Raw genomic sequence first — 15,738 nt, forward strand, 5'->3', positions numbered from 1 at the left:
GCCACCCCGGCACGATTAAACCTGTGCAATCTCATCCAGATGCTGATAAATCGTCAGCCCCAGCTCATGGCCAATGCGTACGTCGTTATCGGCTCCGCGTGACTCCCCCGGTAAACGCAGAATGGCATCACAGTGGCCAATAAGTCGGTGTGCGACCGGATATAAATACGCTTCACTGATCGCATCGCCAATCTTCTGCGACCCGGCAATCCGCGCCAGCGGAAATGCCAGCCACTCGCCAATCAGCGGAATATGCCCTTTCTGGTAAATGGCTAAGGCTGCCTGTTCCATACGTTCAAGGTTGGCATGGATTAAGTCTTCACGGTCGCCTGTGCCGCTGCGTACCGGGCCTGCCACTAAAATTTGCAGTGATTTCATAATGATTTCCTAAAAAATGGGGTTAAGGGCCAGGTGCTGGATCAGCATGATGGTTTTGGCATCCATAATTTCGCCGCTGCGCACGGCGTCCAGTGCGCGGGAAAAGGGCCACTCCAGTACTTCGATATCTTCCCCTTCCTCCGCGACGCCACCGCCGCTTCCCTGACGATCGTCATCAGAATATTCGGCGATAAAGAAGAACAGTTTTTCTGTCACTGAACCGGGGCTCATATAGGATTCGAACACCTTTTCGATGTGCGTGATGCGAAAGCCAGTTTCTTCTTCGGCTTCGGCAATAATACGCGCTTCCGGCGAGGCGTTATCCAGCGGGCCTGCGGTGGCTTCAATCAGAAAACCGTGATGGCCGTTGACGAAAACGGGGAAGCGAAACTGCCGCGTCAGTACCACGGTTTTTCGGGCTTTGTGGTACAACAGCACCACGGCGCCGTTACCGCGATCGTAGGATTCCCGGCTTTGCTCCTGCCAGCTGCCGTCGCGGCGCAGCAGTTCAAAGGTGTATTTTTTCAGGGTGTACCAGTTATCCGACAGCAGCTGCTCGCGGATGTTGCGTACGCGTTCCTGCATGTTTTGCATGTTTATGCCCTTATTGTGGTGACAGAAAACACGCTAACATGCATAATCGTGCAATATCAAGATCAATCGTGAAGGGGGAACCGTGCTTTCCAGTCAGCGTAAACAGCAGATCCTGGCCATGCTCGATCGCGAAAAGCAGGTGCTTTCGCGTGAACTGAGCCAGTATTTTTCCGTATCAGAAGACTCTATTCGTAGGGATTTGAGAGAGTTAGCGGCAGAAGGGTTGCTGCAACGCGTTCACGGCGGTGCGCTGCCGGTGTCTGCCGCGATTGCCCCCTTCGAAACGAGAAAAAGCGTGCAGATGGCGTCCAAACGTCGGGTGGCGGAGAAAGCGGCCGCATTGATCCAGCCCGGTCAGGTGGTGATGATCGACGGTGGCACGACTACGGCTGAGATGATCACGTTGCTGCCGAGGGATCGGGCTTTTACCGTGGTCACGCACAGTCCGGGCGTTGCGGTCGGGCTGGTGGATTATCCGTTGATTGAGGTGATTATCATTGGCGGGCAACTCTACAAGCATTCGGTGGTGACGGTCGGTGCGGCGATGATGGAAGGGATACGCCGCATCAATGCCGATCTGTTTTTTATGGGGGTGACCGGGGTACATAAAAGCGCCGGGCTGACCACGGGAAACTATGAAGAGGCCTGCGTAAAACGGGCGCTGGCAGAGCGGGCCGCGGAAACCGTGGTGCTGGTATCGCAGGAAAAACTGAACTCTGCCTCGGCCTTTGCCATCGGCGATCTCTCGCTGGCCAGCACGCTGGTGGTGGATGCGTGGCCCGACGAAGAGATGTGCCAGCTGCTGGAAAAATTGCACATCGCCCTGGTTTGAGGATGACGTTACTCTTCCCGTACCACCATCATTTCGGTACGGCCGCGCAGGGTGATCCAGGTATACAGCACGTTAAACAGCACAATGCAGGCGGTGACGATAAACACCGCCCGAAAACCAAAGTGGGCTGAGACGGTCGCACCCATCAGCGGCCCGGTGACGTTGCCAATATCGCGGAATGACTGGTTGTAGCTGAACACGCGCCCGGCCACCTGGTTGCTGGCGTTATAAATCAGCAGAGACTGTACGGCGGGAAGCAGTGCGCCATCGGCGGCGCCGAGCAGGAAACGCAGAATCCCCAGCTGCCACGCATTCTGCACAAACGCCATCGGGATCAGCAACAGTACGGACAGCATCAGCATGGTGATCAAAATGCGCTCAGGGCCGATGCGGTCGCCCAGTTTGCCGAGCCGGGGCGCGCTCATTAGCGCCGCGACGCCCGGCACCGAGGCGATCATCCCGCTGATAAAGGCCAGGTTAGAGACATGTCCCGCCAGCTCACGCACATACAGCGTGAGGATCGGCGCAATGGAACCGGTGGCGACCTGAATAATCAGCGTGGTGACAAATAACGCCAGCACCAGGCGCGGGTTTTTCAGCGAGCTCAGCACCTGGCGGGCGTGCAGCATGTCTTTTTTCTGCACCGGAATAAAACTTTCGCGTACGCAGAACAGCGTCATCATAAAGCAGGTAAACAGCACGCCTGCCGTGATAAAGAACACCGGGCGCAGACCAAAGCTGTCGGCCAGCAGGCCGCCAATCAGCGGGCCAATCAGTGCGCCACTGACCGCACCGGTGGAGAGCCAGCCCAGCGCCCAGCCGGTTTTACCGCGCGGGACCTGGGTAGCGATCAGCGCATTGGCATTAGGAACAAATCCCCCCAGCAAACCGAGCAGGGCACGCAGCGCCAGAAATTGCCAGATAGAGGTTGCCATCCCCATCAACATCATCACGATGGCCATCCCGAGTGCCGAACGCAGCAGCATGATTTTTCGTCCTTTGCGGTCGGCCAGTCCGCCCCAGAAGGGGGAGGCAATCGCGGAAAAAAGGAACGTAATGCTGAAGACCAGTCCTGACCAGAGATTCAGTGCCTGTGGATCTGTGATGCCCAGTTGCTCCACGTAGAGCGGCAGAAAGGGCATCACCAGGCTGAATCCTGCTCCCGTCAGAAAACAGCCTATCCAGGTCACGAACAGATTTCTTTGCCAGTTGATGGCGGCAGCGGGGGTAGCGGGCGTGGACATAAAATAAAGGGTCACCTTTTGAACTATTAGCTCACCAAGTATACGCGCTTATCCTGCTGCTAACCGACGTGCGATCAAAAAAAATGAAAAACTGTTTCAAATACTGGAACAGGCCGGATCGGCGACCCGTTAGTTGTCGTAAAAAGAGGGTTGCCCTTCAGGACGGGTCTTAAAGCGGCGATGCAGCCACATATACTGTTCGGGGGCCATTAAGACGGCGTGCTCAATAATCTGGTTCATATGTATGGCAGTGGTGCGTTCATCGTCCAGCGGAATGGCGGAGGTCTGCTCTGGCAGGATCACCATTTCATAGCCTTTTCCAGAAGGCAGACGTCGTGGAACAAAAGGGATCACCGCCGGGTTGCCGCTGCGGATCAGCAGGTAACTTCCCTTGGTGGTGGCGGCCTCGTCTACGGCGAACAGCGGCACGAACACACTGCTTTTGGGACCGTAGTCATGGTCGGGAGCATACCAGATGATATCGCCGTTCTTCAGGGCGCGGATCATCCCTTTCAGGTCTTTACGGTCAAGCATGCTTTTATTGGAACGCATCCGTCCCCAGGTCTGTAACCAGTCGAGCAGGGGATTATCATTGGGCCGATAAACGCCAATACCCGGATTATAAATGCCAAAAATGCGCGCACCCAGCTCCAGCGTCAGAAAGTGCAGGCCAATCAGCAGCACGCCTTTTCCATCCGTTTTCGCCTTCTGGATGTGCTCCAGCCCGCTAACGCTGAACCATTTTTTGATGCGCCAGTCGGGCCAGAACCAGGCCATGCCAGTTTCGATCAGGCCCATGCCCAGTGACTCAAAGTTACAGATGACCAGCGCTTCGCGTTCGGCATTCGGCATCTGCGGGAAGCACAGTTCAAGGTTACGTCTGGCAATGGTCACCCGGGATTTCAGGAAGCGCATTGAGACTCTTCCCAGGCCACAACCAATGAAGTACAGCACCGGGTAGGGCAACAAAACCAGCAAATACAGCAGGATAATCCCTGACCAGGTAAACCAATAACGGGGATGCAGCAATGTGCGATTGAAGTGGGGAAGCTGTGTCATGAGTGTCCGGATCGCAAGTAAATTAGAGTAATTATGTATAGATATAAAAGTTTAATTATGGCTAATTGTGCGATTTACAACGAGATATTTTACATTATTTGTAGATTGCTGTGATGAAAAAGGGCTGTGACTAAGGACAATCCACCATGCCTCAGGTATGATAGCGCCGCAAATTTTTCCTCTCTTTGAATGCAGGAACGTACACCATGCCAGTGTTACATAACCTTGTTTCCAATGAAGAGCTGAAGGCGCGCATGTTGGCCGAAACCGAACCGCGTACCACAGTCTCTTTTTATAAGTACTTCACTATTGACGATCCGCGCGCGTTCCGCGACGCCCTGTATGTCACCCTGACAAAGCTGAAAGTGTTTGGCCGGGTTTATGTGGCGGCAGAAGGCATTAACGCGCAGGTCAGCGTCCCGGCCAGCCAGTATGAGCAGATGAAAGCCGCGCTGTACGGCTTCCACCCGGCGCTGAACGACCTGCGAATGAACATTGCGCTGGACGACGACGGTAAATCTTTCTGGGTGCTGCGCCTGAAAGTGCGCGAGCGCATTGTCGCTGATGGCATCACGGATGACAGTTTTGATGCCAGCGATGTCGGTGCTTATCTGAAAGCCGCCGAAGTGAATGCGATGCTGGACGATCCACAGGCAGTATTTGTCGATATGCGTAACCACTATGAGTACGAAGTGGGGCATTTTGACAACGCGCTGGAAATTCCGGCGGACACCTTCCGTGATCAGCTGCCGATGGCGGTGGACATGTTGCAGCAGGACAAAGACAAAAAAATTGTCATGTACTGCACCGGCGGCATCCGCTGTGAGAAAGCCAGTGCCTGGATGCGTCACAACGGCTATGAAAATGTGTACCACATTGAAGGCGGGATTATCGAATATGCCCGTCGTGCCCGTGAACAGGGGTTACCGGTGCGTTTTAAAGGCAAAAATTTTGTCTTTGATGAACGTATGGGGGAGCGAATTTCCGAGGATGTTATTGCGAACTGCCACCAGTGCGGTGAGCCTTGTGATACCCACGTCAACTGCCTGAACGATGGCTGCCATCTGCTGTTTATTCAGTGTCCGAGCTGCGCTGAGAAGTTTAATCACTGCTGTAGCCCAATCTGTATGGAAGAGCTGGCGTTACCGCCGGAAGAGCAGCGTGCCCGCCGTGCGGGTCGTGAGAACGGTAATAAGATTTTCAACAAGTCCCGTGGCCTGTTGAGTACCACGATGCACATCCCTTCGCCTGAAGAGTAACCGGGTGTATCGACCTCTCACCGGGCGATGTTCCGGTGAGAGGCCAGTCTGGCGTTACTGACGCACGCCTTCGACAGAAATAATCAGCTCAACGTCCTGCGATGCCGGGCCTAAATCGGATTTAACATTGAAATCTTTCAGGGCAATGGTCCCGGTGGCTTCAAAGCCTGCACGGTAGCCGCCCCATGGATCTTTCCCTTCGCCGGTCAGCTTCGCAGCCAGTTTCACCGGTTTGGTCACGCCGTTCAGTGTCAGATTACCGTTCACGGCCAGGCCTTCACCCTGTTTCTCTACGCCCGTTGAGACGAAAGTCGCCTGCGGGAATTTGCTGGCGTTCAGGAAGTCAGCGCTGCGCAGGTGTTTATCGCGTTCGGCGTGGTTGGTGTCCACGCTGCCGGTATTAATAGTGACATTGACTTTGTCTTTCGCCGGGTCGGCCTCGTCAAAAGTAAAGCTGCCATCGAAATCTTTAAACGTACCGTACAGCCAGCTGTAGCCCAGATGCTTGATGCGGAACTGGACAAAGGCATGCTGTCCTTCTTTATCAATTTTATAATCTGCGGCGCTGGCGGTGCCTGCGGTCATCAGCAGTGCGGCAGTCGTTAAACCCAGAATACTTTTCTTCAGCATGGTGTTCTCCATTCCTGTTAGTTAGTCGATGCGGTGACCCAGCATCCTTTTCAACGTAATATCGCGATCGATAAAGTGGTGTTTCAGTGCGGCCAGCGCGTGCAGCCCGGAGAGGATCACCACGCTCCATGCCAGCCAGAGATGGATATCACCGGCCAGGTCGGCCTGTTCACCCAGCCCGGAGAAGAGCGCGGGCACCGGCAGCACGCCAAAGACATCAATAGGTTTACCTTCGGCAGTCGAGATCAGATAGCCACTGACTAAAATAGCAAACAGAATGCCGTAAAGCAGAAGATGGGCGGCGACGGCGCTGTAACGTACCAGCGGCGTATAACTGCTGAGAGGTTTAGGGGGCGGCGAAACAAAACGCCACACCACGCGCACCAGCATCACAACAAACAGCACCATACCGATACTTTTGTGCAGCTCCGGCGCTTTGTGATACCAGGTATCATAATAGCCCTGGGTGACCATCCACAGACCAAGTGCAAACATACCGTAAACGGTACCCGCCACCAGCCAGTGCATAGCAATACTCAGTGAGCCATAACGCAACACGCTATTTTTCAATTGCATTGAGAGACCCGTTTATCAGAATTTTCAATAAGACTGACCAGATGTAAGGGCAAAATCAACAAATAATTTTACTGGTTTTAAAATTCACTCATAGTGTGAAATATTTTGAACAAAATATTGAATCATGCGCAGTAATTCAGAAGGCATAGAGGGGGGGCGGCTCTGTCTGGCTTATTTTTGGCGCTTTGACGGCAGTTTGATGAAAGTATGATGTTCTGATTTTTTGCTGTTTAATTAAGGTAATGTCAATTTTTTGTCACGTTATGTCAATATCAGGCAGGGTTTAATCGTTATGAAAATTAATGCATTGCCAGAGGTAATTATCCCCTATTTGAAGCGATGATCTCACCCAAAGTCACAGGGGGAGTGCCTGTGATTGAAATTTATCATTAAGCCAGTGAATATCGCTCTTAACTTGAATTTTTGCGAGATATTGTCTACCGTAAAGACGTGTCAGTAACGTTCACTATAAAATTTACCGTTAATTACCATTCTTAATTTGCTGCGTTATAGCTTTCTTCCTCTTCACTATTTTCCATTTTATGTCAGGCGACGAAAGCTATGAGGCTGCTCATTGATAGTCACACCGGGAGCATACAATGGGTCACACATCAGAGGGGCAACAGCCCCGAAAAAAACATTTCTGGAATAAAGATAAGTCCGCTAAACCGGCGTTGAGTGTCGACGATATTACCATCGTCGATAAATCGATGCTGAAGCGGGCAGTCGGGGCTGCGGCTCTTGGCAATGCCATGGAGTGGTTCGACTTTGGGGTATACAGCTTTCTGGCTGTGACCATCGGTAAGGTCTTTTTCCCTGGCGGTAGCCCGGCGGCACAGCTGCTGGCAACGTTTGGTGCCTTTGCCGCCGCGTTTCTGGTGCGTCCGATCGGTGGGCTGGTGTTTGGCCCACTGGGCGACCGTATTGGCCGCCAGAAGGTGCTGGCCCTGACGATGATCATGATGTCGATCGGTACCTTCTGTATTGGCCTGATCCCCGGTTATCACACCATTGGTATTATGGCTCCGGTGCTGCTGCTGCTGGCGCGTCTGTTGCAGGGATTCTCGACGGGCGGTGAATATGGCGGAGCGGCAACGTTTATTGCCGAGTATTCTACCGATAAGCAGCGTGGGTTTATGGGGAGCTGGCTGGAGTTTGGTACGCTCGGCGGCTACCTGTTGGGCGCAGGTCTGGTGACCGGACTGACCGCGGCAATGCCGGAACAGGCGCTCCTGGACTGGGGATGGCGTATTCCCTTCTTTATTGCTGCGCCCCTGGGGCTGTTTGGCCTGTATATCCGCCTTAAGCTGGAAGAGACGCCGGCTTTCCAGAAGCATATGGAGAAACAGGAGCAGCTGGAACATAGCAAACCCCGCCTTAACCTGTGGCAGATGTTGAAAAAGTATCGCGCGGCGATGCTGAAGTGTATTGGGCTGGTGCTGCTGTTTAACGTCTCGAACTATATGATGACGTCTTATATGCCGAGTTACCTGACAGGGATCCTCGGCCTGAGTGAGCTGAGTTCGTTGCTGCTGATTATGGTGGTGATGTTCGTCATGATGCCGCTGACGCTGTTCTGGGGGCACTGGAACGATCGTCTGGGCCGCCGTCCGGTGATCTGGGGCGGGGCTGTCGCGCTGATCCTGCTGGCGGTGCCGTGCATGATGCTGATCGGCACCGGAAACCTGTGGCTGGTGTTCCTCGGCCTGATGATCCTGGGGGTGATTCACACCTGCTTCAGCGGTTCGATGCCTGCCACCTTACCGGCGCTGTTTTCCACCGATATTCGTTACAGTGCGCTGGCGATAGGTTTCAACCTGTCGGTGTCCCTGTTTGGCGGCACCACACCGCTGATCACCACCTGGCTGGTGGAGAAGACGGGTAACTTATTGATGCCTGCTTACTATCTGATGGGCGCGGGGGTTATCGGGGTGATCACGGTCTTCACCCTGCGTGAAACGGCACGCAAGCCACTACGAGGATCGGCGCCGTCGGTTGGCAGCCGTGCAGAAGCGCAGCGTCTGGTGGATAAACTGCGTTTGCGCGGGAAGAAAACCTCTGCGGCTACAGAGAAGTAAATCCCTCATCTGAAAATACACAAACTCAGATAATAAATCGTAAAAATACGTGGACCGGGTTATCGGTTCGCGTATTTTTTTTATGAAAATTTCTGGTTAAGTTGTCCTCCGCACATTTTATGTTCAACGTAAACAGGCTAAGGACAGCATATGGCAAAGGGCTATTTTCTTCGCGTGGGCGATAAAACCAGCTGCGGTGGGGAAGTACTGAGCGGTCACTCGACCGTCTTTCTGCGTGGCGCGGAGCTTCCGCGGGAGGGCAGTCTGGTCTCCTGCGGTAAGAACCCGGGTATGACGTACAGCATCATCAGCGGGCCGGGCAAAATCAGGGTGGGCGGGATGCCGCTGGCAGGTACGCTCGACAGCGTCAGTTCCTGCCCCTGCGGGGCGACATTTATTTCCTCCATTCCTGACGGTTACGGCAAAGAACCCGCCAGCGTAACGCAACGAAAACCCGTTGCGCCGATTGATATCCCCCTGTTTGCTCCCTCTCCGGCAGACGTACCGCAACAACACGCCCAGTCCGCGAAGATAAAGCGGCGCGAAATCACGCTGACGATCGGGGTGTTTTTTGATGGGACGGGAAATAATGCACACAATACCGCGGAGAGTCTTGTCGCCTGTTCCGGGGAACATTTTGGCATGAGCAATGGCGATGCTCAGTCAGCTTATTTCCAGTGTATACAGCTTAAAAAGGGCCACAACGGCTTTGCTGCCGGAAGTCATCTCGGCTATTTCACCAATGTGCACTGGCTCAAAACGCTGTATAAGCAGAATATTACGGCTGATACAGGTTATGGACAAAGTGCTATTTATATTTAGGGAATCGGTACCGAAAGCGGACAGGGCGACAGCGCTTACGGAATGGGAACGGGCAGAGGTAATACTGGGGTGGTCAGTAAAACCGACAAGGCTGTCGCAGCGATTGTAGAGGGTATATTGAGCTATTTGCTCAAGAACCCGGAAGCCCGTTCATGCATCATTAAAGAACTGCAGTTTGATATCTTTGGTTTTAGTCGTGGCGCGGCAGCGGCGCGGCATTTTGCCAACCGGGTGTTCGAGCAGGATGATGCCATTGTGGCGGCCATCCACGCTGGTCTCGGTGAGGTTAAATTTACGGGTACCCCCAGTGGGAAAACCCGTTTTCTGGGGATATTTGATACTGTGGCGGGCATCGGTACGCCGCTTAACGGTTTTAACCCGCACAGTGCGGATACCGGAGAGGTGAATATCGCGCTGCGCCCCGGCGTGGCGGAGAAGGTGTTCCATATCACCGCACAGCATGAGTGCCGCTTTAACTTTGCGCTGAACAGCGTAAAACCTGCGTGGCCGGAGCTGGTGTTGCCCGGGGCGCACTCGGATATTGGCGGCGGGTATAATCCTGACGAGCACGAAGCCTGTTTCCTCACCCGCCCACAGTTTGAAACCGTACCGGCTTCGACTTCCGATAAGGAAACCGCAACATATCGTCTTGCCGGGGCACAGTTTGGGATCATGACGCGTTATCCGGCCATAGCGCCGCTGCTTGAGGGTAACGTGATTAAACTCAGAGCCTGGCATGACGACCGAATGCCCGCCGACCGCTATGGTATGCTGCAAAAACGCAGCGGTGCCGCGCTGATCCTCGAGCGCCCGACGCGCAATGACTGGTCAAAGGTGGTGCTGCGGGTAATGATTGATGCGGCGCAGGATGCGGGGGTGGTGTTCGAGCCCATACTGCCTAAAGATGACAACCTTTCATTACCGACCGAACTAAAAGAGTTGTATAAAAAAGCCATTGTGATGGGCCGCGCTGTCCGCAATGGTCAATTGGTCAGCGAGTTTACTATCGCGGAAATTACTGCGCTGGCGGGAAAATACCTTCACTGTTCGGCCAACTGGAACAGCGTGATGCGGGACAGTCAGGGGAGGATCACCGGGGCAGTGAAGCCCGCGAAGCTGGTGACCTTTACCAACCGACCGGATGAACGCTGGCAACGGACGATTTACGATATGGACGGGAACAGAATATGGAAATAAAACGGATCGCTGTGCTGCTTTCACTACTGACGTTGACGGCCTGCCAGGGGGCAGACCAGGCCAACAAGACGGCTCAAAACACGGAACCAACGGAGTGGAAATTTAACTTTTTTACACCCAAAGCCCTGCCCGCACTGGTGACCTTTGCCGCCGTCCTCGATGCTGGCAATATTGATTATCGGTTTAACACCTTAGACTATACGCCTGCTCTGGATAGCGTTGTCGGCGAGTGGAACGAACGCTCGCGGGCTGCCAATGGACACTGGAACCGGACAAAATCTCCCCCCCGTCATATTTTATTCTGCTGGGATTCGGTGATTGATAAAAAGGTCTATGAAACTCACCTGACGTTATCTGATGCCGCTATAGATAAAATGCGCAGGTCCAGCATGTACAAGAACTATCTTGGCAAGACTGCATATTACGACAGTATCCAGATTGGACTGGCCCCTGAAGGAAAAGTCGCCGTCTGGATAGATGGCATAGGATTTGAACCGAACCATCGCGTAATACCTGCAGTGCTGAAAACGGTTTCCGGCGATAAATTAGCGCTGTGCAAAGGGATAACACGTTTTTCAAACGGTTATGAATACGGAGAAAATACAAAAGAATTCATTAAGGACAAAGTCTATCCGTATGGTGTCTGGTAGTTTTTAGAACAGAGATGGGAACAGACGTCGCTATCCTGACGGCCTGCCAGGGGGCAGGCCAGTCCAGTAAGACGACTAAAACACGCAACCCAAAGCATGGGCCTTGAATCCGTGACTACTGAAAGCGCTTCAGCGCGAACGGCGTTAAATCAAAGTCGCTGCTTTTCCCCTGGGCGAACTGGGTGGCAATTTCTCCCAGTACGCTGGCGAATTTAAAACCGTGGCCGCTTAAACCTGTGATCAGCATGCGGTTCGGTTCACCGGGGAAGGTATCAATAATAAAGTCTTCATCCGCGGTGTTGTCATAGGTGCAGGCTTCCCCGCGCAGGCATACGCCAACGCCTGGCAGGAAGGTGCGCATAAAGTTAAACAGCTCACTGCCGTCTTCCGCTACGCTGCCAAAAGGTTTACGTCCATCCGGCGTATCAATGGGCTGCCCGCCTTCATGTTTACCGATTTTGATGGCGTTGTTATCAGCGGGGAAACCGTAGTAGTGGATGCCGTCCGGCATCTCGACGGTAAATGCCGGGAACTTATTGTCCTCGCTGTAGCGACCGTCGGCCTGATGCCACGCAAACACTTTTCGTACCGGGGTGACCGGCAGGGAAGGGTAAAGGGTTTTCACCCAGGTTCCGGCGCTGATCAGCAGTTTACGCGCACGGTAAACGCCGTCCGAGGTGGTGACCGCTTGCAGGCCGTCCTCGGTTGCAATTTGTGTGACGCCGCAGTTGAAAAGTTGGGCGCAGCCGGCATCCTTCGCCATGCGGATCCAGCTCTTAACGGCAACCTCTGATTTCAGGTAGCCCGACTGTGGTTCAAACACGCCGATATAACCGTCCGGTACGCTAATCTGCGGCCAGCGCTGACGCATCTCTGCTTCGTTCAGGATCTGTACGTTTAATGCAAACTGTTCTGCACTCTGGATAACATTCTGAATAAATTCGGAGCGGTGTGGGGCAAGATTCAGTACGCCGCTGCGCTGCATGACGCGCTCGCCGCTCTGTTGTTCCAGTTGATCCCACAGCTGTTGGGCACGCAGAACCATTGGGACATAGCGAGCACCTTCACCGTAGGCGTGGCGGATAAGGCGGCTTTCACCATGATGGCTGCCTTCCCTGTGTGGGGGATGATGACGGTCAATCATCAGTACTTTCAGACCCGCCTGCGTGGCATACCAGCCGGTGGCAGCACCGACGGAGCCACTGCCCACCACAATTAAATCGTAAACCATCAGTATCAGCCTCTGTTAATCAAGCAATTGAAGCAGAATAGCAAATATGGCAGGCATGAAAAAGGCACCCTGTTGGGTGCCCTGGGAAACAAGATTCAGTTGCAGATTAGTGCTTCTTGTAATCACGGTCCTGGTATTCGGTGGCTTCTATTTTGGCAATGCCAGCTTCAAGAATGGAAATAAATTGCCTTGCAACATCAGTTGTCAGCCAGTAGGTCTGACCGACTTCAGCATCTTCTGCCGGTTGATGATCGGAAGAGAGCGAGTGCAGACGGATCATCATGGCATCATAGCTGTCTACGGTACTGATATCCCATCCGATGAGGGGATGTGTCTGGATGACCTCTTTGTTTCTGTCCATTATAACCCCCTATTACTCGTGAAAGATGACAACGAAGTGTTTTATCGAGGTTCAATGCGGCTTTTTTTCTTAGAGCTTTCTAATTATAACAGGAGTTTTTTTGTTCGCAGACTTAAATTTCGTTCTGCGTAAAAATCAGGCGCTATTCGCACGCTAATTAAGCATCGCAGGGTGGAAAATAATCACCCTGCTGATGAATGGCAGCATTATTTCAGGTGTGATAATACAGGTTATATTTAAGACACATCCGGTATTATCGGTAACACACCCAGGCGTTTTTCCAGTTCCCCGGCCAGACGGATGAAATGCTGCTGGAGCTGTTCATCGTAGTTCTGGTTCTGTCCTTCAAGTTTTAAACTGTGTATTAACAGTTGGTTAGCTTTGTCATCAAGACAGAAAGAGAGGGTGGAAAAGGCATTTTCTAATACTGTCAGACGGTGTTGCTGTTCACCAATCATCGCCAGCAGTTCGCCAAACGTCATTGCCTCATCTGGATTATCGGCAGCCATAGGAAAAACCTCAGTAATAAATGTCAGCCTCAGAATAGGATATTCTACCCGAGCCGTCTATCTGCGTTCAGCGGTAAGACGCGCACATAAAAAAGCCGGATGGCGTATCCGGCAAAAACGGCACAATCATTATGGAATCGAGTGGGAATAGCGGTATTGCCTGACATCACAACCGCATTAACTCAGGCGATAAACCAGTCGTCAGCGCTTTCCCAGGTTTCCTGTAAAATATCGGTGATCTGATCTTTAGCTTCTTTTCCGCCGCCCATCACCGTCAGATTATTAGCTCCGGCATAGCGTACCGATATGGTATTGGTACCATCTGGAAACTGTTTGTCGATTCGCTTGCTGAGTTCCTGCGTCAGCGCATCAATAGCGCCTGCAGGCAGGGACGTGGTTTTTGCTACAGTGACTTCAATACGCATGATAGCCTCCGGTTGAATTACTGTGAATATATACAGTAATTCAACCGTGCGCAATCATTATCGCGCATTGCCCAAGGGAGGGCGCGCGATTAAATGTCGACCTTCCAGTTGAGGGTTTCACCCGCCAGGAACGGGACCAGAGTGTGGCCGTCGCGGCCAACGGAGACGGATTCCGCCACGGTCCAGGGCTCACGAACCAGTGTCACGGTGCCTTGATTCAGCGGCAGGCCGTAGAAACGTGGGCCATTTTCGGAGCAGAAGGCTTCAAAGTGGGCCAGGGCGCCAATCTCTTCGAATACCGTGGCATAGGCGGAGAGCATTGAGGGGGCGTTAAATACCCCGGCACAGCCGCAGCTGGTTTCTTTACGATCGCGGGTATGCGGCGCCGTATCGGTGCCCAGGAAGAATCGGTCGTGACCGCTTGCCACCGCGTCACGCAGTGCCTGCTGGTGAATGTTGCGCTTCAGGATGGGCAGGCAGTAGAGATGCGGGCGAATACCGCCCACCAGCATATGGTTGCGGTTAAACATCAGATGCTGAGGGGTGATGGTGGCACCAAGGAAACGATTGCCTTCCAGCACATACGCGGCCGCTTCTTTGGTGGTGATGTGTTCACACACCACTTTCAGCTCCGGAAATTGCTGGCGCAGCGGGTGCAGCACAGTCTCAATAAAACGCGCTTCACGGTCAAAAATATCGATATGCGCATCGGTGACTTCACCGTGGATCAGCAGCGGCATGCCAATTTTCTGCATACGCTCCAGCACCGGGGCAATGGACGCAATGCTGGTCACGCCGTGCGCAGAGTTGGTGGTGGCGTGCGCTGGATAGAGTTTTGCGGCGGTAAACACGCCTTCAGTGAAGCCGGTTTCGATCTCATCCGGGTCCAGACCGTCGGTCAGATAGCAGGTCATCAGCGGGGTAAAATGATGCCCGGCAGGAACGGCAGCAAGAATGCGGTCACGGTAGGCACGGGCGGCAGCAACGCTGCTGACGGGTGTCACCAGGTTTGGCATAACAATGGCGCGTCCACACACCTCACTGGTAAACGGCACGACCGCCTCCAGCATATCACCATCACGCAGGTGGATGTGCCAGTCGTCAGGGCGGCGAATAATCAATTGCTGAGGTTGTGTGGTCATGCGATGTGCTCCGGCAGAGTGGGAAAAGGGCAGGTTTTGGCCGGGTACAAAGGATAGGGATAAAACGGGGGGAATGCACCAGGTTTATGCGCGCCGGGATAAAAAACGGTACGGGCAGACCGTACCGCCTTGTTCTGTCAGTCAGTAAATGGGATCACCAGTTCACCGGGTTTTACTTCCAGCCCTTTGGCAAAGCGTTTCGCCAGCGATTCCGCTTTGCTGCGGTCTGTGCTTAATACATAAGCCGGTTTCTGATTAAAGTAATTCTTCAACGACTCGTTAAGATACGGTGTCAGGGTTTTCAATACGCCTGCCATTTTCTCCGGCTGCACTGTCACATCAACCAGTTCCATATCTTTCAGATAGATCGCGCCTTCCTGCTGATTAAACACGGGCTGTGCTTTCATCTTTAACATCATTTCTGCCTGCTGCGGGCCAAACAGGGAACTGATGTTGACGTTAGCTTTGCCGGTCAGGGTGATTTTGTTTGGTTCTTCACGGCCAATCTGACTGCTAAGATCGCTCAGCGTAATATGCGCATCGGCCAGCCCGGAGACACCAATATTCTTCTCGTAGTTGTTATGTTTCACCAGCGCCTGGTTAACTTCCAGCTCGCTGATGCTGTACTGGGCAATATCATTACAGCCGCTGACCAAACCCGCTAACAGTAAAGCGCTAAGGCCAAAAAGTATTTTTTTCATGATGTTCCTCTGTTTCAAATCACCGGTCGATCCTACCGGAGCAGGGGGAT

The 15,738-nt window shown here is 53.2% G+C and carries 16 protein-coding genes and 1 pseudogene; 5 read left to right on the forward strand and 12 right to left on the reverse strand.

Annotated elements, in window-relative coordinates:
* Positions 1-15 precede the first annotated feature (15 nt).
* Complete coding sequence (locus LJN55_RS08150; protein ID WP_133840928.1) at positions 16-378, reverse strand: NUDIX hydrolase; 363 nt, start codon at positions 376-378, stop codon at positions 16-18.
* Positions 379-387: 9 nt separating this feature from the next.
* Positions 388-972 carry an NUDIX hydrolase gene (locus LJN55_RS08155; RefSeq protein ID WP_227535992.1) on the reverse strand — a complete coding sequence of 195 codons (585 nt, stop codon included), beginning with the start codon at positions 970-972 and terminating at the stop codon, positions 388-390.
* Positions 973-1,054: 82 nt separating this feature from the next.
* Between LJN55_RS08155 and LJN55_RS08160 the strand changes: the two genes are divergently transcribed.
* On the forward strand, positions 1,055-1,804 hold the full coding sequence (locus tag LJN55_RS08160) for a DeoR/GlpR family DNA-binding transcription regulator (RefSeq protein WP_159337089.1): 750 nt from the start codon (positions 1,055-1,057) through the stop codon (positions 1,802-1,804).
* An 8-nt stretch (positions 1,805-1,812) separates the two neighbouring features.
* Here the strand turns inward: LJN55_RS08160 and mdtG are convergent, their stop codons facing one another.
* Together mdtG and LJN55_RS08170 are read right to left on the reverse strand one after the other, a co-directional pair.
* Positions 1,813-3,048 (reverse strand): multidrug efflux MFS transporter MdtG, encoded by a 1,236-nt coding sequence (mdtG, locus tag LJN55_RS08165; RefSeq protein WP_167864378.1) that lies wholly within the window; start codon positions 3,046-3,048, stop codon positions 1,813-1,815.
* A 129-nt stretch (positions 3,049-3,177) separates the two neighbouring features.
* Positions 3,178-4,107: a Kdo(2)-lipid IV(A) acyltransferase gene (locus tag LJN55_RS08170; RefSeq protein ID WP_227535993.1), complete on the reverse strand. Its 930-nt coding sequence runs from the start codon at positions 4,105-4,107 to the stop codon at positions 3,178-3,180.
* 206 nt (positions 4,108-4,313) lie between these two features.
* On the opposite strand from LJN55_RS08170, the gene trhO reads away from it, so the two are divergent.
* Positions 4,314-5,366, forward strand: coding sequence for an oxygen-dependent tRNA uridine(34) hydroxylase TrhO (gene trhO / locus LJN55_RS08175; RefSeq protein WP_133840923.1), 1,053 nt, complete (start codon positions 4,314-4,316; stop codon positions 5,364-5,366).
* 54 nt (positions 5,367-5,420) lie between these two features.
* Here the strand turns inward: trhO and LJN55_RS08180 are convergent, their stop codons facing one another.
* Together LJN55_RS08180 and LJN55_RS08185 are read right to left on the reverse strand one after the other, a co-directional pair.
* On the reverse strand, positions 5,421-5,996 hold the full coding sequence (locus LJN55_RS08180) for a YceI family protein (protein ID WP_133840922.1): 576 nt from the start codon (positions 5,994-5,996) through the stop codon (positions 5,421-5,423).
* A gap of 21 nt (positions 5,997-6,017) precedes the next feature.
* On the reverse strand, positions 6,018-6,572 hold the full coding sequence (locus LJN55_RS08185; protein ID WP_159337087.1) for a cytochrome b: 555 nt from the start codon (positions 6,570-6,572) through the stop codon (positions 6,018-6,020).
* 599 nt (positions 6,573-7,171) lie between these two features.
* On the opposite strand from LJN55_RS08185, the gene proP reads away from it, so the two are divergent.
* The 3 genes and pseudogenes from proP (at position 7,172) to LJN55_RS08200 (ending at position 11,319) form a co-directional block, all read left to right on the forward strand.
* On the forward strand, positions 7,172-8,650 hold the full coding sequence (gene proP, locus LJN55_RS08190) for a glycine betaine/L-proline transporter ProP (protein ID WP_171149401.1): 1,479 nt from the start codon (positions 7,172-7,174) through the stop codon (positions 8,648-8,650).
* Between the two features lie 150 nt (positions 8,651-8,800).
* A pseudogene (locus LJN55_RS08195) lies at positions 8,801-10,669 on the forward strand (phospholipase effector Tle1 domain-containing protein).
* Positions 10,660-11,319, forward strand: coding sequence for a DUF2931 family protein (locus LJN55_RS08200; RefSeq protein WP_159337084.1), 660 nt, complete (start codon positions 10,660-10,662; stop codon positions 11,317-11,319). The pseudogene LJN55_RS08195 and the gene LJN55_RS08200 overlap by 10 nt, the downstream one beginning before the upstream one ends.
* Before the next feature lie 115 nt (positions 11,320-11,434).
* On the opposite strand, the gene solA is transcribed toward LJN55_RS08200, so the two are convergent.
* The 6 genes from solA to LJN55_RS08230 form a co-directional block, all read right to left on the reverse strand.
* Positions 11,435-12,550: an N-methyl-L-tryptophan oxidase gene (gene solA, locus LJN55_RS08205; RefSeq protein ID WP_227535994.1), complete on the reverse strand. Its 1,116-nt coding sequence runs from the start codon at positions 12,548-12,550 to the stop codon at positions 11,435-11,437.
* Positions 12,551-12,656: 106 nt separating this feature from the next.
* Positions 12,657-12,911 (reverse strand): biofilm formation regulator BssS, encoded by a 255-nt coding sequence (gene bssS / locus LJN55_RS08210; RefSeq protein WP_133842771.1) that lies wholly within the window; start codon positions 12,909-12,911, stop codon positions 12,657-12,659.
* A gap of 236 nt (positions 12,912-13,147) precedes the next feature.
* Entirely contained in the window at positions 13,148-13,420 is a 273-nt protein-coding gene (locus tag LJN55_RS08215) for a hypothetical protein (RefSeq protein WP_227535995.1), read from the reverse strand.
* A gap of 182 nt (positions 13,421-13,602) precedes the next feature.
* On the reverse strand, positions 13,603-13,845 hold the full coding sequence (gene dinI, locus LJN55_RS08220; RefSeq protein ID WP_133842775.1) for a DNA damage-inducible protein I: 243 nt from the start codon (positions 13,843-13,845) through the stop codon (positions 13,603-13,605).
* An 89-nt stretch (positions 13,846-13,934) separates the two neighbouring features.
* The gene (pyrC, locus tag LJN55_RS08225) at positions 13,935-14,987 is read right to left on the reverse strand and encodes a dihydroorotase (protein WP_227535996.1); all 1,053 of its coding nucleotides are present in this window, start codon (positions 14,985-14,987) and stop codon (positions 13,935-13,937) included.
* 137 nt (positions 14,988-15,124) lie between these two features.
* Positions 15,125-15,688 (reverse strand): lipoprotein, encoded by a 564-nt coding sequence (locus LJN55_RS08230; RefSeq protein ID WP_227535997.1) that lies wholly within the window; start codon positions 15,686-15,688, stop codon positions 15,125-15,127.
* Positions 15,689-15,738 lie beyond the last annotated feature (50 nt).

Source organism: Erwinia rhapontici (assembly GCF_020683125.1).
GTDB classification, from domain to species: Bacteria; Pseudomonadota; Gammaproteobacteria; order Enterobacterales; family Enterobacteriaceae; genus Erwinia; species Erwinia rhapontici.

Bases quoted from the DNA above. Each gene is read 5' to 3' on its own strand.
- solA (WP_227535994.1), bottom strand. From the start codon at position 12,550: ATGGTTTACGATTTAATTGTGGTGGGCAGTGGCTCCGTCGGTGCTGCC.
- LJN55_RS08170 (WP_227535993.1), bottom strand. From the start codon at position 4,107: ATGACACAGCTTCCCCACTTCAATCGCACATTGCTGCATCCCCGTTAT.
- LJN55_RS08185 (WP_159337087.1), bottom strand. From the start codon at position 6,572: ATGCAATTGAAAAATAGCGTGTTGCGTTATGGCTCACTGAGTATTGCT.
- LJN55_RS08215 (WP_227535995.1), bottom strand. From the start codon at position 13,420: ATGGCTGCCGATAATCCAGATGAGGCAATGACGTTTGGCGAACTGCTG.
- LJN55_RS08180 (WP_133840922.1), bottom strand. From the start codon at position 5,996: ATGCTGAAGAAAAGTATTCTGGGTTTAACGACTGCCGCACTGCTGATG.
- LJN55_RS08200 (WP_159337084.1), top strand. From the start codon at position 10,660: ATGGAAATAAAACGGATCGCTGTGCTGCTTTCACTACTGACGTTGACG.
- dinI (WP_133842775.1), bottom strand. From the start codon at position 13,845: ATGCGTATTGAAGTCACTGTAGCAAAAACCACGTCCCTGCCTGCAGGC.
- bssS (WP_133842771.1), bottom strand. From the start codon at position 12,911: ATGGACAGAAACAAAGAGGTCATCCAGACACATCCCCTCATCGGATGG.
- trhO (WP_133840923.1), top strand. From the start codon at position 4,314: ATGCCAGTGTTACATAACCTTGTTTCCAATGAAGAGCTGAAGGCGCGC.
- LJN55_RS08155 (WP_227535992.1), bottom strand. From the start codon at position 972: ATGCAAAACATGCAGGAACGCGTACGCAACATCCGCGAGCAGCTGCTG.
- proP (WP_171149401.1), top strand. From the start codon at position 7,172: ATGGGTCACACATCAGAGGGGCAACAGCCCCGAAAAAAACATTTCTGG.
- mdtG (WP_167864378.1), bottom strand. From the start codon at position 3,048: ATGTCCACGCCCGCTACCCCCGCTGCCGCCATCAACTGGCAAAGAAAT.
- LJN55_RS08150 (WP_133840928.1), bottom strand. From the start codon at position 378: ATGAAATCACTGCAAATTTTAGTGGCAGGCCCGGTACGCAGCGGCACA.
- pyrC (WP_227535996.1), bottom strand. From the start codon at position 14,987: ATGACCACACAACCTCAGCAATTGATTATTCGCCGCCCTGACGACTGG.
- LJN55_RS08230 (WP_227535997.1), bottom strand. From the start codon at position 15,688: ATGAAAAAAATACTTTTTGGCCTTAGCGCTTTACTGTTAGCGGGTTTG.